The following is a 20,468-nucleotide window of genomic DNA, read 5'->3' as shown; positions in this document are numbered from 1 at the left end:
TTTCCGCCAGAGACAACAGCCTCTAGCTGCTGAAAATTGGTTCTCCAGAAGAATTATTCGTCTGCACCCTGAATTTTCAGTAATAAAGCACCTAAGGCCCAACCTACGAAGATTAAACCGAAGGACAACAGCGCTGCATTCAACATTTCACCGCTCATTAGTGCGATTCTCCTTAGCGAATGGTTTACTTAATATGTCTCGCCGTTAAAACCTGCTGACATAAGATTGCTAACAAGTTTAAGTCAACTAGGTCTACCAGAAGCTTGATCCCAGCCACTGTTGCATTAGACCAGTGTAAATAATTTTAAACCAGTTTGGGGGTTAAACCCTACTATTGGAGAGGGGATGAGGGAGATGAGGCAATACAGTTCGGTTAAGGGGGAAAGGGAAAAGGGGTAAGTATTGAATTTACCCTTACCCCTTTTCCTATTACCCTTTTCCCAAATCACGAGGAGATACAAAATACTTATCTGAAGCGTGTTGGGAGATGAGGGAGGCAAGATTGTTATACGCTTGGTATTTATCGAAAGAACTATAAATTAATTAAATATATGTATCAAATTAATCAAAATCTGGTGGGGAATTCATCTTTAGAAAATCGCCCACGCTTGGCGTTGACATTGGGAGATCCGGCGGGAATTGGGCCAGAGGTGATTTTGAAGGCTTTGGCTGATCAAGATATTCGCCAAAACTTTAATGTCACGATTGTAGGTAGCTTAGATTTATTAGTAAAGACTCACACAAAATTGTTGCGTTTAACTGATAATCTTGTTCCTTTAGCAAATCCTGCCGAATTATCGGTTATTGATGTGCCATTACCACAGGAAATTCAGGCTGAAATTCTCATTGGAAGAGGTAACCAGGCCAGTGGTGCGGCTAGTTTTGCCTATATGGAATATGCGATCGCCCAAACCCTAGCTGGTAAATTTGATGGTATCGTCACTGCTCCGATCGCTAAATCAGCTTGGAAGGCTGCGGGTTACAATTATCCAGGGCAAACAGAACTCTTAGCCGAAAAATCTGGGGTTGAGCGCTTTGGGATGTTATTTGTGGCGCGATCGCCTTATACTGGTTGGACAATCCGCACTTTGCTTGCTACCACACATATACCTTTACGTCAAGTAGCAGATACATTAACACCCCAGTTACTCAGCAAGAAATTAGATTTGCTGGTGGAGTGTTTAGAGAAAGATTTTGGTATAGAGAACGGGAAAATTGCGATCGCGGGTTTAAATCCCCACAGTGGTGAACAAGGACAATTAGGAACTGAAGAAATAGATTGGCTAATTCCTTGGTTAGAACAAGAACGCCAAAATCGCCCAAATTTGCAGTTAGAAGGGCCAATACCACCAGATACGATGTGGGTTAAACCTGGTCAGGCTTGGTATGGCAATAGTCAAAACCAAAATCCGGCTGATGGCTACTTGGCACTTTACCACGACCAAGGCTTAATTCCTGTCAAGCTAATGGCGTTTGACCGCGCAGTTAATACAACAATAGGTCTACCTTTTGTCAGAACATCACCCGATCATGGAACAGCCTTTGATATTGCTGGTAAGGGAATTGCTGATGCTACAAGTATGAAAGCAGCGATTGAGTTAGCAGCAGAGTTAGTTAGTCAAAGACTTGCGAAACAGTTTACTCACCCGTAAAAGAATCATAAAACCTCAATCAGCAACAGCATATACTTTGGGCAAGCAGGGGAAATCAGAGATGATTTATCAAGCTATCGCTAACGTACAATCTTTCTCTAAATAATTATTATTCTGTTGTCATTTTCAACTACTATTAATTACGAATTACGAATTACGAATTACGAATTAGTAATTAATTATTATCCTTTCCCATGATTACGACCAATAGCTAAAGATTGATTGACTTCATTTAATAATTCTTCCATTGATATTGAACGCGGCAAAATTTGGGCAGAAATTGTATTTCCTACAGTTTCTATAGTTTCTAATGCATTCTTTCTCAATTTTTCGCTGCCTGCCTGGACTTTAGTTCTGGACGAATTTAATTGCCGATCGAGTATTAAAATGGGGGGCAAATTAATTGGTAAATCTCCTAGTGCTTTTAATGCTTTCAGCATTTCTTTAGGTATAGCAGATTCTCCTAGGCAAATTAATAGTAAATCAACGCTTTGATGACGAATTTGTTGCAGCACTTCTGCCCAAGCACTACTCATTGCGGCTTTTAAGCCAGCTGTTTGCAAGTATTGAATTAAAGCTTGGAACCACTCATATCCCCGTTCAGCGTTTTCATTACTCAATGAAGAGTTATTTTCGGCACGATACCCTCTCACAGACTTACGTCTTCCTTGAGGTAAATCACGCAGCATTGTGGTATCCACCACTAAAATACTTGGTGGACAACATATCCCAGAAGCAATTTGCAGCACTGACAATAAAGCATCATTTTTACTACTGCTATTGCTGTTGTCTTTGCCCAATGGGGTTAAGCAAGGAAACACAGATAATCCAGGGATTTGGGAAGCGGCTAGGGTAGTCACGACATCGCAAGTCACCAATGGTAACGCCGCTAATCGTGGATGCTGGCTGAGTTGTTGGAGGTAGGCTTGTGCTACAGGAGTTTCTACATCTAGTAACACAACATCAAACTGCCAAACTCTAGCTAAAAGTTCTGCCTGATCTAAGTCATCTACTTCGATAACTCGGTGTTCTCGCAATGAAGGGTAGGGATTAATTGTTTCCAATTCTGGATTGACTAATCGTAAAATTCGCAGGGGGGTTTTGATGACAGACACATCATTGTTGTCCAACCCTGATTGCGAATTTGCTGGTGTCGCACAGAGAGTTTCTAACAGTGGTACCAACGCTTGATGCTGCACTGGTAAGCTTAAAAAACCATCGGCTCTGTTAGCGAATGCTTGGTCTTTTTCGGCTCCTGTTGCTGTCACAATCAAAGGAATGTGGCGAGTTACTGTATCAGATTTGAGCAAGGTGAGTACATCCCAACCTGATAAAAGTGGTAGCAACGGATTTAAGAATATAGCCTTTGGTTGCAGGCGACGGGCTTTTTCTACTGCTTCTGTTCCCGATCGCGCAATCACTACGCGGTAACCTAAACCTTTGAGCTGGTCTGTTAAATCTTCAATATATCGGGCTACTGCCTCAACTACTAATACCAGCCTTTTCGAGGATGCTGCTTGTGGTGTAGCTGTGTTGACTAGCTGATGTGCTGATGTGGTGCGGCCAATTGTCCTGGTATTGGCTGTATCAGTGTAATCTATATTTTCCTCCTCTTGTTCAGAAAAGCCTGTTTTGGGTGGACTAGGTGGTAAAAGCAGTGTAAATTGGCTGCCTTTACCTTCCCGCGACAGGAAGCTCACATCCCCACCATGCAGTCTGGCTAAGGCTCTAGTTAAGACTAATCCTAAACCGGTGCCTTCAAATTGCCTTGTGAGGGGATTTTCCAGTTGTTGGAATTTTTGAAAGATTAAATGTTGCTGGTGTTCGGGAATACCGATGCCTGTATCCCAGATTGTAAAGGCGATCCACCCTTCCCAACGACTCACCCGCAAGCCAATTTCTCCAGATTCTTCAGTAAATTTAAAGGCATTGGAAAGCAAGTGTACCAACATTTGCCGTAGGCGTAATTCATCTGCCACCATCTGTTCTAAACCTGGTTCAATGACTATGCTCAATTGATGTTCCCGGGAACGGTTAGCTGGTGATGGGGTAGTAGTTTTCGGTTTACTGCTTTGATTTTGGATGGCTTTGGCTTCGGATAGGGCGCGATCGCAAACTGACTGAATGTTAACTGGAGCTAGGGTCAGATCCATCTGCCCTGTTTCCATCCGGGTTAAATCTAAAATATCATTGACGACACTCATCAAATGTCGTCCGCTTTGATGAATTAGTCCCGCATAACGGGCTTGACGTTCGTTTAATTCTCCTAATTGCTGATCTACTAACAACCGTGATAACCCTAAAACAGCCGTTAGGGGTGTTTTTAATTCATGACTAATACAAGCTAAAAACTCATCTTTTAAGCGATTTAATTGAATGAGATCGGCATTTTTAGCTGCTAATTCTTTACTTAGCTGCTGTTGCTCGGTTACGTCAGTAGCTAATACTAACCACAAATCATCAGTGTTAATATTTAAATCTTGATTACTCAGCGTAATTTCTGTATCAGAATTTAAAACTTTTAACTCTGGAGTATCTAAAGGAATTTTGGCAAATTGCCATACTCGCTCTTGACCATTTTGCACCTCAACAATGCAGGTGCAAGTACCCATTTGGCTGTCCCAGAAGCATTGGCTGGATGATGCATCTGGAGAATTCTGTTGCTCGTGCAGGTTGTTTGTCGATAATGAGTTAGATGGTAAGTTGCCAGGCAAGCCTTCTCTCAAAAAGTGAGGAGTAGCAGCTTCAGATCCTAGTTTGCGCTTTGGTGTGATGGTTTCTCTTCTCAGAGATAAGCTATTGTCATCCACCTGCAATTGGATCGGTATGGCTTGCTCTTCTTGACTATAAGCACGATCCCCTGCACAAGGATAACGCTGATTGACTTGGGGGATGACATACTCTGGCTGTTTAACTCTGCTGGGGGTGAGTATCCTCTCCACCTGTCGCCTGACTGCTTCTGGATCTTTCAATATCCCTAATTGTTGCCACCACGCTGGATTTTGGGTTACTACTTCTCCCGTACCAGTTTGCAACATCAAAGGCCAAGGCAATCGTTCCAATAATTGCACTAGTGGCTGATAAACTGCTGTTTGCTGTTGATTTGGTAGCTGTAGAGGTGATTGTGTGACAATGGCAACCTCTTCTCTGGTGTCATCTTCTACATACTCAGAAATTGCCACTTGCTGACGCGCTAATAATGCCAATAGCCGCGAGCTATCTAGCAAACCTACAAATTTGCCATCAGGATCGACGAGCGCCCAATTAAAATTATTGTGATTAATTTGAGTTTGTTGATAGCGCAAAAACAAGGCAAATTGCTCTACGCGCTCAACAGCTGGTATGGTTTGTATTGGTTCAATTAATGATAAAGCGAAATTTGTAATTGGTTGTTGGACATTGAGGCGATCGCCTCCCACTGCTGCCAACAGTTTTTGAATACATCTGGCAGAGTGCAGCAATCCCACTGGGCATTGCTGCTGATTTACCACTACCACGCGATCGCACTGCTCTTTTTCAAAAATCTCCAGCACCATTGCCAGAGTACTTGTTTCTATGCAGATGGGTACGGTTGCTAGAAAGTCATAAAGCGGGTACTGTAGCATTGACATACGGCTTCGGTGGTTGTTCTTCCTGAGGAAGCCTCTGGTCTTACCATTAGCTTTGGGGCAGATGACGCTCAGACCTGAAGCAATATCTCTGAAAGAAGACTCTAATAAAGAATTCTGGTTGAAAATTTCAATGCCATTGAACTCTGGGCTTTGCCCTGACTGACACTTGTTTACGTATACTCATGTTCATGTCTGTGGCATTTCCCTTTTTTGCATTTCTCTGCGGACAAATATTCTAACCAGTATTATGACTGGTGTTAAAAATCCTCCTAGATCGCAATTAGCTAAAACAATTATGGCTCTAAAGATTCGCTTTAGAACCTTGAGGAATTATAATGATTTAGAATGCGACAATCCGTTAAGTTCGTTTAAGTATCTTATCAAGGAGCGAAACAAAAGATCCTTATTTGGATAGATATACATCACGATCGTCATCGACTAAACAAGGCCCTCTTTGAGAAACACAACATCAACAAGTTACTCAGTCTTACGGCTCAATAACTGCATTAGTCCTTTTAGTGCCCCGCTCTTGGGCTGACACAAATTCTCCTCAGGATGGGTACTAATCAGTTAAATTCAGACCTAAATTGAGCCTAGAACTATTTTCGAGGATGAATAATCTCGCTAAAATTGCTCAAGGCGCTTGAGGATACGTATAGACCAAACACAAATGTTATTACCAATAATAATTCTCCCACTGCATATTAAAAAAACTTTATATTATCTATCAACCTTAGTTATTACTCCAAGGTCAGCTGGATGGATATGGAACTTGCCTGATACGATCACAAATAACAAGTTTTTGATCTCACCTTTTACTTTAATTGATACTTTTAATATAAATTTTTTAATAAAGGGCTTGCTACCCAACAATAATGAAAATTTGCTTGCAAAATATTCCTATGGATTTGCATCTTATAAGGAAAAACACCAGAACTTGTTTCAACAGATGGATGCACACGAGCGAGAACAGTTGTTGCGAGAGATAAAATCTGATTACCGAGAAATACTTATATACTACTTTACCACAGAACAAACTCTAAAAGAAAAGATTGATAAATTCATCAATGCAGTATTTTGTGCTAATATTCCTGTGCCCCAAATCATAGAAATGCATATGGAGTTAATTGACGAATTCTCCAAACAGTTAAGATTAGAAGGAAGGAGTGATGAAACATTACTTGATTATCGACTGGCATTAATAGATATTCTGGCTCACTTGTGTGAAACTTATAGATGTTCGATATATAAATAAAGTAAATGTATTGAAGTTATGCTGGTCAAAAGCAGCTGCTATGACTGCCTATCAATGCGCGAACACATCTTCATCTTTTTAGCCTCAAGTTTAGCCTGTACCTCATTATGAATAAAGCACGAAAGACCTATGTTCTCAAGCTTTATGTAGCTGGAAACACACCTAACTCAGTACGGGCATTAAAAACACTAAAAGATATTTTAGAGCAAGAATTTCAAGGTGTTTATGCTTTGAAAGTCATTGATGTTTTAAAAAGCCCCCAACTAGCAGAAGAGGATAAAATATTAGCCACACCCACATTATCTAAAATTTTACCTCCACCTGTGCGGAAAATAATTGGTGACCTTTCAGACAGAGAAAGAGTATTGATTGGATTGGATTTACTATATGAAGAACTGAGTGAAGAAGGCTGGGAAGAATAAAAGGTAATTATGAACTATCAAGTATGAAATTATCTGTTTCCCCCAAACATCAGAGATTAATGACTAAAGAATCTGAAAAAATCAGATTTTATCGTCTCCCAGTCGTGAAGTATTATAGTCAGTTTTGACTTTATCTTGAAACTTCAGACCCTCTGTATTATTTGTCCTTTACACTTTCAGCTTCTTTAGTAAAATATTTAAGCTTCTCAGCGTAAAATTTTGATGTCATCTTCCAAACATTAGTAACATAAAACCTGGGTAGAATACCCCTTTTTTAACAAGCAATGATTGAAAAAGACCAGCCAGAGCAAAGCGTAACACCGTTAATTGGGGGTGTAGAAAAAATCCGCACAATGATAGAGGGCTTTGACGATATTAGTCATGGTGGTTTACCTATTGGAAGAACTACCTTAGTCAGTGGCACCTCTGGCACCGGTAAAACTTTATTATCTCTACAATTTCTCTATAACGGTATCACATTCTTTGATGATCCTGGGGTATTTGTCACCTTTGAAGAATCCCCTAGTGACATTATTAAAAATGCCCATATTTTTGGGTGGAATTTGCAACGTTTAATAGACGAGGGGAAATTATTTATTCTTGATGCTTCCCCTGATCCTGAAGGGCAAGATATTGTAGGCAACTTTGACCTTTCAGCCTTGATTGAGCGGTTGCAATATGCAATTCGCAAATACAAAGCCAAACGCGTATCAATTGACTCCATCACAGCTGTGTTTCAGCAGTATGAAGCAATGGGAGTAGTACGACGCGAGATATTTCGTCTAGTCGCCCGTCTCAAACAGCTGAGTGTCACGACTGTGATTACCACTGAACGCAGCGAAGAATATGGGCCAGTCGCTTCTTTTGGAGTGGAAGAGTTTGTTTCTGATAACGTTGTCATAGTTCGCAACGTTTTAGAAGGAGAACGCCGCCGCCGCACCATAGAAATTTTGAAATTGCGCGGTACAACTCATATGAAAGGTGAATATCCTTTTACCATTACCAATGAAGGAGTGAATATTTTCCCATTGGGAGCAATGCGCTTGACACAAAGGTCTTCTAATGTAAGGGTATCCTCTGGGGTGAAAACCTTGGATGAAATGTGTGGTGGTGGCTTCTTTAAAGATTCGATTATTTTAGCCACAGGAGCCACGGGTACTGGTAAAACATTATTAGTCAGCAAATTTATTCAAGATGGCTGTCTTAATGGGGAACAGGCGATATTGTTTGCTTACGAGGAATCGCGTGCCCAGCTTTCTCGGAATGCTTCCTCTTGGGGAATTGATTTTGAGGAATTAGAAAAACAAGGTTTACTCAAAATCATCTGTACATATCCCGAATCAACTGGCTTAGAAGACCATCTGCAAATTATTAAATCAGAAATTGCAGTTTTCAAGCCAGCGAGAATTGCCATTGACTCTCTTTCGGCTTTAGCTAGAGGAGTCAGCAATAATGCCTTTAGACAGTTTGTCATTGGTGTTACTGGTTACGCAAAACAAGAAGAAATTACAGGGTTTTTTACCAATACAACTGACCAATTTATGGGATCGCATTCGATTACAGATTCCCATATTTCCACGATTACTGACACAATTTTGATGTTACAGTATGTAGAAATTCGTGGAGAAATGTCCCGGGCAATTAATGTATTCAAAATGCGGGGATCTTGGCATGACAAAGGTATCCGCGAGTACAATATAACTGCTGCCGGCCCAGATATTAAAGATTCTTTCCGGAATTATGAAAGAATTGTTAGTGGTGCTCCTACCCGCGTTAGTATCGATGAAAAGGCGGAACTTTCTCGCATAGTCAAAAGTTTTGAAGGTAAACAGAGTTCCGATTCCTAAATTTGGTATCGTACTATATTCTCTTCTCAATTTAGTGACGTGCTATATTCTGTGGTGAAGAAAAGGTTTCTGCCGCTAGATTGATTTTGTGTGAGGGGATGCGGTGAAAGGACAGCAATTATTCCATACTTTTTTGCCTGGTGTAACAGCAGCAGTATTGACAAGTCAGCCTGCTTGGGCTGGTACTGTGAAAGTTGATCGGGTACAGCTGACATCTTCTCCTAATGTTGTGACTTCTACCTATAGTCAAACTTTAGTTGCAGATGCTACGAATTTCCAATTAAATGACCCGGTGGGGAATAAGTTTACCACCTTAGTACCTACTAATAATTGGAATTTACGGAATGTGAAACGTTTAAGCGATCGCACTTTACCCGCGATCGCTATAGGCAATAATAGTTCGTTTAAAGCACAAATACTTAGAGAAAATCAAAGTAGATTTTTCCATCTGACATCTACCTCATATATTTCCCAACAACCAGATTTAAAAAAATCTCCTGAAAGCAACCAAATACAAAATAACTTAGCCACCACTGGAGAAAAATTAGAGCGTAAAGTCGTTTCTAGTTCTAGAAGAAAACTGTCGCTGATTGAGCAAAGAAACTTACTGTTGTCTGCTTCACAACCAGTAATTACCCCAAAGAAAAATCCTCAAGCTCAATTGCAGGCAGCTTTATCACCTACAACTACAAATCTCGGCTCGGCAAAGTTGTTGGCAATACCCAATTGCTCAGAGGGGGGGAACAACTCAACCTCTTCAGGCTATTTACTTTTAAAATCTGGAAGCTGTCAAACCGCTACAACTGCTAAGGATCTGCTGGCTCAAACACCAGCAACAGTGAATCCTACACCTGGTAGTGCTGTACAAATTCCCACCGCACCAGCAACAGTGAATCCTACACCTGGTAGTGCTGTACAAATTCCCACCGTGCCAGCAACAGGAACTCCCACACCAGGGGTTACGGTACCTGTAACTGCGCCAGCAACTGGGACTCAGACACCCAGTGGTACCGTGCAGGTTCCAGAAAACTTAACTCCTAACCCCAACCCGTTGCAATTTCCTACTAAACCCGAAGAAGTCACCATTCAAGGAAATCAGCCGATTACTTTGGCGCAAGCATTGGAGTTAGCAAAGCGTAGCAATCGGCAGTTACAGGTGTCGCAGTTAGAACTGGAGCGTAGTCGAGCCGCGCTACGTGAAGCGCAAGCTGCTCTTTTTCCCACTGTAGGTGTGAGTGCTGATGTGACTCGTCAGCGGACTGTTTCCGAGACCTACAATGTCAAAGTCCAACAGCAGGGACAAGAAGGACTACCACCTGCATTCCGCGAACAAATTGACCCAGCACCCAGTACAACAAATTTTAATGGTCAAGCACAACTCAGTTATGACATCTATACTTCTGGTAGCCGCCAAGCTAATATTCGCGCGGCTGAAGAACAGGTACGTTTTAATGAGTTGGCTGTAGAGAATCAGGCTGAAGAAATTCGCTTGACTGTCTCTACAGATTATTACAATCTGCAACAACGTGACGAACAAGTACGTATTGCTCAGTCGGCGGTAGCAAATGCCCAAGCAAGTTTGCGGGATGCGGAAGCATTAGAGCGAGCTGGGGTTGGTACGAGATTCGATGTCCTGCGTTCTCAGGTAAATTTAGCGAACTCACAACAGGATTTAACTAATGCTATTTCCTTGCAGCAAATTGCCCGTCGTCAGTTAGCGGCTCGGTTGAGTTTGCCACAGTTGGTAAATATTACAGCCGCAGATCCTGTAAGATTAGCTGGCCTTTGGAACCAGACATTAGAACAAAGTATTATCCTCGCTTTGCAAAACCGCCCAGATTTACAACAACAATTGGCACAACGAAACATCAACGAACAACAAAGACGGCAAGCATTAGCAGCTTTAGGGCCACAGGTAAGTTTAATTGCTAGCTATCAGTTGTTCGATCAGTTTAACGATAATATCAGCGTTGCCGATGGTTATTCAGTCGGGGTCAGAGCGACACTCAACTTATTTGATGGTGGAGCAGCTAGAGCTAGAGCAGCACAAGCTAGAGCGAATATTGCGATCGCGGAAACAAATTTTGCGGAACAGCGCAATCAAATCCGCTTCCAAGTAGAACAAGCCTTTTCTACTCAGCAATCTAGTTTAGAAAACGTTCAAACTGCCAATACGGCTCTAGAACAGGCTAGAGAAGCTTTGCGTCTAGCACGTTTGCGTTTTCAAGCAGGTGTAGGTACTCAAACTGATGTGATTAACTCAGAAAACGATTTAACCAGAGCCGAGGGTAATCGGATCACAGCAATTTTGGACTACAACCGTGCTTTAGCTCAGTTACAACGCGCTGTCACTTTAAGAGCATTTCGGTAGGGGTGAAGGGTCAAGGGTCAAAGGTTGTAGAGACGCGATTAATCGCGTCTCTACTCAAAGGTCACCCTTGCTCCCAAGCCCCAGTCCCCAATCCCCATTACCCCTTATCCCCAGAGGGGGCCCCGAGTTCCCCAATCCCCAATCCCTAATCCCCAGTCCCCAATCCCCAGTCCCTCTAAGCCGAACGATGAATAATCAATCAAAATTGGAATAACATAGCTGAGTATTTAATTACTCGGCTGACTATACGCATATGACTACAGTTACATCACAAGAAATTGCACAGTTTCGCTCTCAATTAACAGATGATCCTAGGGCGATGGAAGTACTGGACTTGATTGAGGACTGTGAGGGGGATTTGGAAGATGCTGCTATGACCCTAGCCATTAAAGCAGGACAGGAACCAGAAAGGGCTAATTCTGAATGGTTAGATGCTTTGGCAAGAAAGTGGCGGGCTGTAATTTGTGAGCAAGAATATCGGGGTGAATTGTTGACTGGTTCAATTAAAGAGATGATGGCATATCTTTATACAATGCCGACATTTCCTAAAGTTTTGGCAGTACCAGTTTTAATATATGTAATCAAACAAGGTGTAAATAATTTTTGCGAACCGTTAGATTTGCTCAAATGATTGGTAGGGTGGCGCAATTAAATTTAACTGGCTAGGGCTACCATTGTTTATTGTTCATTGGCCAATCGAAAATCTAAAATCTAAAATCCAAAATTGTCTGACCTGCACTGGTACGCTGTTAATTAAGGCAAATTTTCCAAAGACAACCTTTTTGAAACAATGTATTACCTTGTTGCCGTATTAGCAGACCGTATCCAAGCTGAAGCTGCTTACTTAGCTTTAGAAAAAGAAGCCATCAAAAGTACTATCCTTGGTAGAGGGTACAAAAGTGCAGATGAGTTCGGCTTAATTGACCCTCAAGAACAAGCCAAAAAGCAAGCAAAGCTAATGTCATACTGGCTAGTACCATTTGGCTTTTTTGCTGGCTTCACCTTCAGCTACATCACTGGTTTAGATACCTTTGCGTGGGCTGGTGAAATTGGCAATCACATCGTCGGGGGACTACTAGGTGCAGCTAGTGGTGCTATGGGTAGTGTGTTTGTTGGTGGTGGAGTCGGTTTAATGACAGGTGGCGGAGATGCTTTACCCTACCGCAATCGCTTGGATGCAGGTCAATATCTTGTAGTAGTCCAAGGTTCTGAAATGCTTACCAAGCAAGCAACCCGGATTTTACGCCAGTTTGAGCCAGAAAATATGCAGGGCTACGCAGATACAACTAGCGGATATTGAATGCATCAGAGATTACAAATTACCACACCGCGCCTTGAGTTACTGCCTTGTTCTTTGGAGGTAGCAGAAGGCGCGATCGCAAAAAATACATCCGTAGTTGAGAAGCTCTTACAGGTAAAGCTCCCCGATGATTGGTATGCTTCTCATGTACTGGATTTCTTACCTACCTATGCTCAAATGCTGAGAGATGATCCATCTGTGTTAGGTTGGGGTGTGTGGCTGATGATTCACACTAGTGACTCTACCTTGATAGGCGATTTGGGATTTGCTGGTAAACCTGATGCACAAGGAACTGTGGAATTAGGTTATGAGGTGCTAGAAAAGTATCGTCGTCAGGGATATACCTTTGAAGCAGTAAAAGCATTAGTCAATTTTACCTTTACACAACCCGGAGTGAAGCGAATTAATGCCCATGCTCCACAAGATATTGTGGCATCTTGTCGAATTTTAGAAAAGCTGGGAATGGAGCATTTGGAAACATTTGATTCGCCTGATTATCCAACTGCACCGCTCTTGAAATGGCAGATGACGCTAGAATCAAACAGTAGTCAGGAGTAATGAGTCAAGATTGTTTGATTTTTGACTTTTAGCTCAAAACTCTTAATTTTTAAGAATGTTGCCCAGAGAAGAACTTTTAAAAAGTGTTGAAAATCGAGATAGTGTAGCGCGTGTAATCGATCAGGCGGAACAAGCAATTAAAACTTGGGAAGTTGTGCTGACAGATTTTTTGTCTCCCCCAGAATTAGCAGAAATTCAACGCGTATTTAGTCGGTTAACAGAGGTGCAGTTGGTGGCGTGGGGTGGATATCCCCAAGCCGAACGCCAAAGAGTTGCGATCGCCCGTGCAGAATTACCTTTAGATCCATCTCAAGTAGCCTTAACAGCATTAGAAATTGCTGGGAATTTTTTGTTTGATACTGCCACACATCGCGACTTTTTAGGCGCAATGCTAGGGACAGGCATTGTCAGAGAAAAGACAGGAGATATTATTGTTTTGGGCGAACGCGGCGCACAAGCAATTGTTGCACCGGAGTTAGCAGAATTTTTAGAGATGAATCTCAAGCAGGTGCGATCGGTTCCGGTAAAAACCCAACCTATTGAGATTAGCGAATTAAAGGTTAGAGAACCTAAGAAAAAAGAAATGACTACTGTCGAGGCATCTTTAAGATTAGATGCGATCGCCTCTGCTGGTTTTGGGATGTCGCGCAGCAAAATGGTAGATTTAATCGATTCCGGTGATGTGCGCGTTAACTGGAAGGAAGTATCTCAAGCTAGTTCTCAAGTCAAAACAGGGGATTTAATCGCCATTCGCGGTAAGGGACGGTTAGAAGTTGGGGAAGTTGCTATTACTAAAAAAGACCGTTACCGAGTTCAATTAACCAGGTATATGTAAACAGTTGTAGCCATAGATTGTTGTAAAAGGCGGGGAAACCCACTAGAACACCGATTCATTAATAAAACACGAGACTAAAAAACCTTGTAATGTCTTCTACAACCAAACATTCCTTATTTCAGATCTAAGAAACCGGGTTTTTGGTTAGATTCTGAATACGGAATCGATGTTCTAATGTCAATTTAACGTGAGATTGATGGTTAGAAACCGCTTCTACTAGAATTAATCAATTGGGCTGATCGCTTTGATGTCTAAGAAGCGATCGCTTGATTTTAAGTTGAGTTGCTCAAACACAGTTTTGGGTTGAATATTACAAGGTTATTTCTAAAAACCACTCATAACCTGCTTTCAACTGAGGTTTAGCATTTTGTTCAATTATGCTGCCATGCGCCATGATAATTCGTTGAAAATCCCAAGTGAGCAGCTGTTGAATTGAACGCTTGACTTTGATTTTATCTTGAGTTGCCAATTTCTCCAATAATGATGGACGAAGTTGTTTGTAATTGCCAAACATTTTAGCTATTAACTTTGTCCTTAGTGGAAATTGCTCATCAAAATGAAAAACTATATCAGTGACAATCAAAGTCTGGCTTCTGGCATGAAAAAAGACGCATTCATTGAGTGGTGAATATCCATTGATATCAACTGTGTTGAATCCTTCTACTAAGACATACTCAACTTCATCAATCACAGAAATGCTTTGATTGCTAATAATTTTGTCAATCTGCAGATCTGGTCGTTTGCTCCCCAGTCCAGATACTGCCAATAGTTTTGCATGGGGGTAGTAAAGCTGAAAGTCGGCAACAAATAGATGATGATATAAGTTAGGAACAACAATGTAAATTACTTCTCCCAATTGATTGAGATCATTGATAGTTGAGTGATCAATCTTAATTGGTGATATCACCATTAATTTATTGCTGCTCAGACGAATCACAGTCATCCTCGTTCCTACTTCCAAGCCAAAATATTTTAGGGATTGTTCCGCAACCCAAATGTCAGTATCAATTGCTTTTAGCATGATAATTTTTGAGTGAGGATTGTCGCTGGACTATCAAAATTTCTGCACACTGTAGTAAAGACAAGCCACACTACCGACTACATAAACAACCCAAGTGCCAAAGAAACCGATTGCTCTACCTGGTGATGGGCCATAAGTCTGTATTAATCCCCAAGCATGAGCAATCCGCGCAACTATTAACAGAGTACCTAGCATCCACAACAGTACCCTCTCCGCCTGCATTAACTCTAGGGCAATCAGGAATATCAGACTCAGGGGTACGTATTCTGTAAAGTTACCATAGGCTCGCATAGTACGCTGCAAAGCCCCATCATCCATATTTTTGGCGACAATAAACTGTTGTGTGATTTTTTCCACAAACCTTGCCCAAGCATTAGGACGATCTAAGTAATTGGGTTGTGATGCGATCTCACCTGGAGATGCACCATGCCAAATCCGAGTACGAGTGCGTTCCATTGCCACTAGATATGACAAAAATAAGGCAAGTAGCCCATGACAGCCAATAAAGAAGGTGGAAATAGGAATAAGAACCATCATTGACAATTACTTGTTGCAAAATCTTAATTTTGAAAATACTCGGCTGCAATTGTCAGTGTCTTTTCAATTCTTGCGGAATCTTGAAATCTGCTTTTGAGACAATAAGGGTTAAAACATTTAATACTTGCTTGTCTGTGCTGATGAATCTGCTCAAAGAGTTTTTGTTCAATCCCCCAGAACGCAAAATCCCTCTGGATCAACCCCCGTTAGAAACTCTACCTCAGTGGGGACACTGGCTAGAAACACCAGAGATGATGGTAGCAATTATTCCCCCAGGACATTTAGAAGTCAATATTCGTTCACCACTTAACCTTGTAGTCACAAGTTTTGGGGAAACGCAGGGAATTGCTGCCTTCAATAGCGATCGCCTACAACCTTACCAAGCACTACCAGGAGGTTTTGATATTGTGCCGAATGGTACTACTTATAGTTCGGTAGAAGATGCTGCTTGTTTTGTGGTGTTTGGATATTCCCAATCTTTTCTTGAGCGCATAGTCCAAGTTGAAGCCGAAGGACAGACAATTGAATTACAGCCAGGGCAAATTCCTAAAACTCATTGGGGTTTGAGTGTTGCGATCGCTATACAAGAGTTTTTTGATAATGGACAAACTGGTGGTGCATTTTACTTAGAATCAGTCGCCACGGCAGTTTTGGCACAGATCATTTACCGCCGTTCCAACTTTTCTGGACGGTTTAAACGTCCTCCAGAATTTTTGGAGCCAAACTCGTTCAAGGTTGTCTTAGAATACATTAGAGCGCATTTATCCCAAGAACTGAGCCTGAACCAAATTGCTGCCACAATAGGATTTAGTCCCTATCATTTTGCACGCGCATTTCAAGTTACAACTGGACTGTCTCCTTATCAATATATCCTCCGGTGTCGGTTGGAATTTGCCGAACAATTATTACGCACCCAAAAGCTGCCCCTAGCACAGGTAGCAGTAGCAGCAGGATTTGGCAACCAGAGTCATATGACATCTGTGTTTAAACGAATGCTACATACAACTCCCAAGCGTTATCAGCAAGATATAAGTGGTGTTTAGACCATACACCAAAATTTTCTCTATCCGCCAATGTCTAACCTTTGCTATGAAGATTTAAAACTTCTTGCCAACATATTTAGCAGAATTTTTCTTGGTACTACTCTAGCTAATGTAGTTCTAACTTGAGTTTTGACATCACCAATTACAACGCTTGGTTGCCAATTTTCCAAAGCTTTTAAAGAAGCTTGTACCACTTCTTCACTAGTAAACATTTGATTTGTATTTCCTGCTAAAGTTGGCGGAAAATTAGCTTCAGCAAAAAAGTTAGTTTCTATTGGCCCCGGACAAGTCACAAGAACTCGAATACCATAAGGGCGATTTTCTGCCCATAATGCTTGACTAAAACTGAGAATAAAAGCTTTGCTAGCAGCATAAACCGAAAGATAGGGCATTGGTTGAAATGCCGTAATTGAAGATACATTGATAATGCTGCCTGATTGACGTTGGCGCATCAAAGGTAGAAATTTATGAGTTAAATCTACTAAAGATAGAATATTTAATTGCACTATTTTGACTTGCTTTTCCCCATCGGAACTAGCAAAATCTCCATAATCACCGAACCCAGCATTATTAATTAATAAGTCAATAGATAATCCCTTTGCTTGTGTGGCTTCAAAAACTGCTTGAGCTGCATGAGGTTCTGTTAAGTCTTTAACTATAACTTCAACTTTAATTTGATAATTTTTTTGGATTTCTTCAGTAAGCTGATGTAGTTTATCTGCTGAACGTGCCACTAAAACAAGATTTGTATTACGTGCAGCTAGTTCTTGGGCAAAGGCTCTACCAATACCACTAGAGGCACCTGTAATTAAAGCAGTTGACATTCTAGATATTTTGCGGAAAATTCTATCAACTAATAGATATTAACAATAGTTATTGCACTTTTTAACCATCTGGAGTGATATACCAAAATGCCAAAGGTCATAAGTAGTTACACAAAATTAATTACACAATGTCATTGCGAATGTAGCGAAGCGAAATGAAGCAATCGCAAGGGCTGGGATTGCTTCGCTTCGCTCGCAATGACTGTAAATATTTTTGTTTAGGTACTTACTCAAAGGTAATGAATGTTTTGTAGCGGCACAGAACTGCTGTGCCCTCGGTAACTATTATCTACTTCTGCGAATAGCACCTTGCCAATTAATAGTTTGCTTCGCCGAACGTCCACCCAGCGAACGAGTAGCGACAACCTCAATATCAACATTGACACCGGAAGTCAACTCTACAGGACGCGACATCGGTAGCTTACCTAATGCTAAGGTAAAACGGTTATAGTCGCGGCTGACAAGTTCCCCAGGGATATCACCTTCGTATACAGTCAGGTAGTCAGACAAGCCTGAAGAACTATCCTTTGCCCGGAATTTTACCCGGAACTGAGTCTGAATTGCTTGAGATTTTGCTGCCAAATCGACAATTTTCAGATTAAGATCCTGTTCTGCACCAGCAAATTCTGCCACTGCTAACCTTGTCACATCTTGCTTGGAAATTGCATTCTTGACTGTAAAAGTGGTCAAATTAGTCGTAGTCTGGCTGCTACCATCAACCCACAAATCTTCTGGAAAAGTAATTTCTACTTCCTTACTATCATTTAACTTCAAGGTGGCTACAGGATTGCCAAAGCTGCTAATGGGTTGCTTTTCTTGCCAAAGTAGCTGAAAAGCCCCTTCTAAACGGCGATCAAATTCCCGATATTCATCTGCAATTACTGAACCAGATGCAAGTAAAGAAGCAGCCCCGTTGCGAATATTCCATTTATTCTTGGAAAGGTTAAATTGTTTACCAGTTAATTCTGCAACAGCAGCTTGCAAAGTTGGTAAATCCCCCGCTAAGGATTCTTTACCTTGAATAATACTTAAAGTTCCTAAGCTACCTTGCCTACCATCGCCACCATCGCTACCATAGCGCCCATCTCTGCCATCGTGACAGCGGTAAACCTTATCGGTACATTTATAATCGGGGCTTCCAGGGTTTCCCGTACAAGTTTTGACTTCCCAACTGCGTACACGACAATTGCAACCTCTACCACCATTACCACCGCGTCCACCGCGTCCACCTTCGCCCCCACTAGCGCGAATTAAAACTTGCCGCAAGTCTGCCAAATTGGTGTAATAAGCTGTGACAGAACCACCATTTCCGCCATCTCCGCCTCTACCACCGTCACCACCATTCCCACCACTGGGTGCATTAATATCACGGTTGACGTTCTCATGTTTGTAACCGCAGTCAGCCTTACTCCCACGTTGTCCATCTTCTCCATCCTCACCATTTTCTCCGGCGAGATTGAGATTCACAGGAGTACCATCTACAAAAATAGTCTGGTTTTGACCATCGCGCCCATTTCTTCCTGTTCGCCCATCACTTCCTGTATTACCATCTGTGCCATAATTCTTACCACCTTTCCCATATTCTCCATGAGCAAATGCTGGGCATAAAACTGAGCCAGAGGCAGGTAAAAAGCTAGTAAATAAACAAAAGGTCAACAGCAGTGGCAGCTTACTCGAAAAACCCTTGTACATCGGTGAACACTTAAATAGTTGCAACTATTTATGACGCTATATTTCAGTATTTTGCTCCCCTATGTCAAGTGGTATTGAATACTGAAAAATGCAGTGCTGGATTAATTGGTGAACTAATACCAATTTAAATAATGTTTGCGATCAATAAATTCTTTGTGGGGGCACGGCAGCAGTAAAATAATTTGATGTACCACAAGATTGTGGATGTTCCCTACGATCTGTCGCATTCTTTTTGCAAATTGGTATAAGAGAAGCGGGCAAGATGCCCGCTCTACAAGAGTTATATGATTAATGTTTGGACATTATCTGGTTGCAATCTCAGGCTTTAGGTAAACTGCTCAATAATTCCGCCGCCTAAAACTTTCTCGCCTTCGTACCACACCGCAGCTTGTCCGGGGGTGATGCTGAACTGGGGTTCATCAAACACTAGACGGACGCGGGAGTTTTCTAAGGGAATTACGGTGACAGGGGTGGGTTGAGAACGATAGCGAATTTGCACTTCGGCGTGAATAGGGGCAGAAGGTTCGGCAATGGAAACCCAATTTACCCGATTAACGGTGCATTCTGGTTGGGTGGCTTTAGTGCGATCGCCTACTACCACTCTATTATTAACTGCATCTAATTCAATCACATACAGTGGTTCGGCGGCAGCAATACCTAAGCCTTTACGCTGCCCAATTGTGTAATGATGGACACCATCATGCTGCCCCAAAACTTTACCGGCTGTATCGACAATATCGCCTGTTTTGGGAGCCAAATATTTATCTAAAAATGCCCGCATGGAACCGTTGCTTTCTACTAAGCATAAATCTTGGCTTTCTGGTTTGTCGGCGGTTGCGAGACTGTATTCAGCAGCAATCCGGCGGGTGTCAGCTTTTTGCATTTCACCTAGGGGAAATACGGTAGCTGCTAGTAAATCTTGAGACAAATCATATAGGAAGTAAGATTGGTCTTTATTGCGGTCGATAGCTCTTAAAAGCTGATAGCGTCCAGTAGCTTGATCATAGTTAATCCGGGCATAATGACCCGTAGCGATGCGATCGCATCCCAGTTGTTCGCGAGCGTACTGCACCATTGGGCCAAATTTCACAGTTTTATTACACTGCGAGCAAGGCAGAGGTGTGATCCCAGCGCTGTAACCAGAAACTAAGTAATCGACAATATTGGTCTGAAAGACATCGCGAATATCAACAACTTGATGGGGAATACCCAATTGTTCGCAGATATTAGCCGCGTCGATCATTCCTTCAGAGCAACATTGACCTTTGCCTTTCATTAGCCAAAGTGTCAAACCAATAACTTCATAGCCCTGATTGTGTATAATTGCAGCAGCGACGGAACTGTCAACGCCACCGGAAAGACCAACGACGACTTTTTTCATATCCTTTAAATATTTATGCGGCCAGATTATGAGGCTAGTGCCTGCTTATCAAACTAATGCTAAACATCAAATGCAGGTTTTGCGGTATTAAAATCCATACCATGCAGCTTGATTCTGTT

At 41.8% G+C, this 20,468-nt stretch carries 17 protein-coding genes; 10 read left to right on the top strand and 7 right to left on the bottom strand.

What is annotated here, in order from left to right; all coding sequences use genetic code 11:
• Positions 1-53: 53 nt before the first annotated feature.
• Positions 54-158, bottom strand: coding sequence for a PetM family cytochrome b6-f complex subunit 7 (locus tag HG267_RS21475; protein ID WP_045867910.1), 105 nt, complete (start codon positions 156-158; stop codon positions 54-56).
• A gap of 393 nt (positions 159-551) precedes the next feature.
• On the opposite strand from HG267_RS21475, the gene pdxA reads away from it, so the two are divergent.
• Positions 552-1,652, top strand: a complete 1,101-nt coding sequence (pdxA, locus tag HG267_RS21470) for a 4-hydroxythreonine-4-phosphate dehydrogenase PdxA (protein WP_045867909.1) — start codon at positions 552-554, stop codon at positions 1,650-1,652.
• A gap of 182 nt (positions 1,653-1,834) precedes the next feature.
• Here pdxA and HG267_RS21465 read toward each other — a convergent pair whose 3' ends face one another.
• On the bottom strand, positions 1,835-5,263 hold the full coding sequence (locus HG267_RS21465; RefSeq protein ID WP_045867908.1) for an ATP-binding protein: 3,429 nt from the start codon (positions 5,261-5,263) through the stop codon (positions 1,835-1,837).
• 670 nt (positions 5,264-5,933) lie between these two features.
• Here HG267_RS21465 and HG267_RS21460 point away from each other — a divergent pair.
• The 8 genes from HG267_RS21460 to HG267_RS21425 all read left to right on the top strand — a co-directional run bounded on the left by HG267_RS21460 (position 5,934) and on the right by HG267_RS21425 (position 13,851).
• Positions 5,934-6,518, top strand: a complete 585-nt coding sequence (locus HG267_RS21460) for a KaiA family protein (RefSeq protein ID WP_071989335.1) — start codon at positions 5,934-5,936, stop codon at positions 6,516-6,518.
• Positions 6,519-6,625: 107 nt separating this feature from the next.
• Complete coding sequence (gene kaiB / locus HG267_RS21455) at positions 6,626-6,940, top strand: circadian clock protein KaiB (protein ID WP_045867907.1); 315 nt, start codon at positions 6,626-6,628, stop codon at positions 6,938-6,940.
• Positions 6,941-7,224: 284 nt separating this feature from the next.
• Positions 7,225-8,787: a circadian clock protein KaiC gene (gene kaiC, locus HG267_RS21450; protein ID WP_045867906.1), complete on the top strand. Its 1,563-nt coding sequence runs from the start codon at positions 7,225-7,227 to the stop codon at positions 8,785-8,787.
• A gap of 103 nt (positions 8,788-8,890) precedes the next feature.
• Positions 8,891-11,158 (top strand): TolC family protein, encoded by a 2,268-nt coding sequence (locus HG267_RS21445; RefSeq protein ID WP_045867905.1) that lies wholly within the window; start codon positions 8,891-8,893, stop codon positions 11,156-11,158.
• Positions 11,159-11,411: 253 nt separating this feature from the next.
• Positions 11,412-11,789, top strand: coding sequence for a hypothetical protein (locus HG267_RS21440; protein ID WP_045867904.1), 378 nt, complete (start codon positions 11,412-11,414; stop codon positions 11,787-11,789).
• Positions 11,790-11,948: 159 nt separating this feature from the next.
• Positions 11,949-12,458, top strand: a complete 510-nt coding sequence (locus HG267_RS21435) for a hypothetical protein (protein ID WP_045867903.1) — start codon at positions 11,949-11,951, stop codon at positions 12,456-12,458.
• Positions 12,459-13,016, top strand: a complete 558-nt coding sequence (locus HG267_RS21430) for a GNAT family N-acetyltransferase (RefSeq protein ID WP_045867902.1) — start codon at positions 12,459-12,461, stop codon at positions 13,014-13,016.
• A 55-nt stretch (positions 13,017-13,071) separates the two neighbouring features.
• Entirely contained in the window at positions 13,072-13,851 is a 780-nt protein-coding gene (locus tag HG267_RS21425) for a photosystem II S4 domain protein (RefSeq protein ID WP_045867901.1), read from the top strand.
• 310 nt (positions 13,852-14,161) lie between these two features.
• On the opposite strand, the gene HG267_RS21420 is transcribed toward HG267_RS21425, so the two are convergent.
• Both HG267_RS21420 and HG267_RS21415 read right to left on the bottom strand, forming a co-directional pair.
• Positions 14,162-14,872 carry a DUF4336 domain-containing protein gene (locus tag HG267_RS21420; protein ID WP_045867900.1) on the bottom strand — a complete coding sequence of 237 codons (711 nt, stop codon included), beginning with the start codon at positions 14,870-14,872 and terminating at the stop codon, positions 14,162-14,164.
• 33 nt (positions 14,873-14,905) lie between these two features.
• Positions 14,906-15,409 carry an MAPEG family protein gene (locus HG267_RS21415; protein ID WP_045867899.1) on the bottom strand — a complete coding sequence of 168 codons (504 nt, stop codon included), beginning with the start codon at positions 15,407-15,409 and terminating at the stop codon, positions 14,906-14,908.
• A 140-nt stretch (positions 15,410-15,549) separates the two neighbouring features.
• Between HG267_RS21415 and HG267_RS21410 the strand changes: the two genes are divergently transcribed.
• On the top strand, positions 15,550-16,452 hold the full coding sequence (locus tag HG267_RS21410) for a helix-turn-helix domain-containing protein (protein WP_052335044.1): 903 nt from the start codon (positions 15,550-15,552) through the stop codon (positions 16,450-16,452).
• A 44-nt stretch (positions 16,453-16,496) separates the two neighbouring features.
• Here the strand turns inward: HG267_RS21410 and HG267_RS21405 are convergent, their stop codons facing one another.
• The 3 genes from HG267_RS21405 to mnmA all read right to left on the bottom strand — a co-directional run bounded on the left by HG267_RS21405 (position 16,497) and on the right by mnmA (position 20,349).
• The gene (locus tag HG267_RS21405; protein WP_045867898.1) at positions 16,497-17,276 is read right to left on the bottom strand and encodes an SDR family NAD(P)-dependent oxidoreductase; all 780 of its coding nucleotides are present in this window, start codon (positions 17,274-17,276) and stop codon (positions 16,497-16,499) included.
• Between the two features lie 285 nt (positions 17,277-17,561).
• Positions 17,562-18,968, bottom strand: a complete 1,407-nt coding sequence (locus HG267_RS21400; protein ID WP_045867897.1) for a hypothetical protein — start codon at positions 18,966-18,968, stop codon at positions 17,562-17,564.
• A gap of 325 nt (positions 18,969-19,293) precedes the next feature.
• On the bottom strand, positions 19,294-20,349 hold the full coding sequence (gene mnmA, locus HG267_RS21395) for a tRNA 2-thiouridine(34) synthase MnmA (protein WP_045867896.1): 1,056 nt from the start codon (positions 20,347-20,349) through the stop codon (positions 19,294-19,296).
• Positions 20,350-20,468 lie beyond the last annotated feature (119 nt).

The sequence above is a fragment of the Tolypothrix sp. PCC 7601 genome, assembly GCF_025677855.1.
GTDB classification, from domain to species: Bacteria; Cyanobacteriota; Cyanobacteriia; order Cyanobacteriales; family Nostocaceae; genus Aulosira; species Aulosira diplosiphon.
Note: the sequence above shows the minus strand (reverse complement) of the source record. Positions and strands in the feature narration are given on the sequence as shown.

What these genes read in the sequence shown, in the direction of transcription:
- HG267_RS21475 (WP_045867910.1), bottom strand. Translation starts at nt 158, where the DNA reads ATGAGCGGTGAAATGTTGAATGCAGCGCTGTTGTCCTTCGGTTTAATC.
- pdxA (WP_045867909.1), top strand. Translation starts at nt 552, where the DNA reads ATGTATCAAATTAATCAAAATCTGGTGGGGAATTCATCTTTAGAAAAT.
- HG267_RS21465 (WP_045867908.1), bottom strand. Translation starts at nt 5,263, where the DNA reads ATGTCAATGCTACAGTACCCGCTTTATGACTTTCTAGCAACCGTACCC.
- HG267_RS21460 (WP_071989335.1), top strand. Translation starts at nt 5,934, where the DNA reads ATGTTATTACCAATAATAATTCTCCCACTGCATATTAAAAAAACTTTA.
- kaiB (WP_045867907.1), top strand. Translation starts at nt 6,626, where the DNA reads ATGAATAAAGCACGAAAGACCTATGTTCTCAAGCTTTATGTAGCTGGA.
- kaiC (WP_045867906.1), top strand. Translation starts at nt 7,225, where the DNA reads ATGATTGAAAAAGACCAGCCAGAGCAAAGCGTAACACCGTTAATTGGG.
- HG267_RS21440 (WP_045867904.1), top strand. Translation starts at nt 11,412, where the DNA reads ATGACTACAGTTACATCACAAGAAATTGCACAGTTTCGCTCTCAATTA.
- HG267_RS21435 (WP_045867903.1), top strand. Translation starts at nt 11,949, where the DNA reads ATGTATTACCTTGTTGCCGTATTAGCAGACCGTATCCAAGCTGAAGCT.
- HG267_RS21430 (WP_045867902.1), top strand. Translation starts at nt 12,459, where the DNA reads ATGCATCAGAGATTACAAATTACCACACCGCGCCTTGAGTTACTGCCT.
- HG267_RS21425 (WP_045867901.1), top strand. Translation starts at nt 13,072, where the DNA reads ATGTTGCCCAGAGAAGAACTTTTAAAAAGTGTTGAAAATCGAGATAGT.
- HG267_RS21420 (WP_045867900.1), bottom strand. Translation starts at nt 14,872, where the DNA reads ATGCTAAAAGCAATTGATACTGACATTTGGGTTGCGGAACAATCCCTA.
- HG267_RS21415 (WP_045867899.1), bottom strand. Translation starts at nt 15,409, where the DNA reads ATGATGGTTCTTATTCCTATTTCCACCTTCTTTATTGGCTGTCATGGG.
- HG267_RS21410 (WP_052335044.1), top strand. Translation starts at nt 15,550, where the DNA reads ATGAATCTGCTCAAAGAGTTTTTGTTCAATCCCCCAGAACGCAAAATC.
- HG267_RS21405 (WP_045867898.1), bottom strand. Translation starts at nt 17,276, where the DNA reads ATGTCAACTGCTTTAATTACAGGTGCCTCTAGTGGTATTGGTAGAGCC.
- HG267_RS21400 (WP_045867897.1), bottom strand. Translation starts at nt 18,968, where the DNA reads ATGTACAAGGGTTTTTCGAGTAAGCTGCCACTGCTGTTGACCTTTTGT.
- mnmA (WP_045867896.1), bottom strand. Translation starts at nt 20,349, where the DNA reads ATGAAAAAAGTCGTCGTTGGTCTTTCCGGTGGCGTTGACAGTTCCGTC.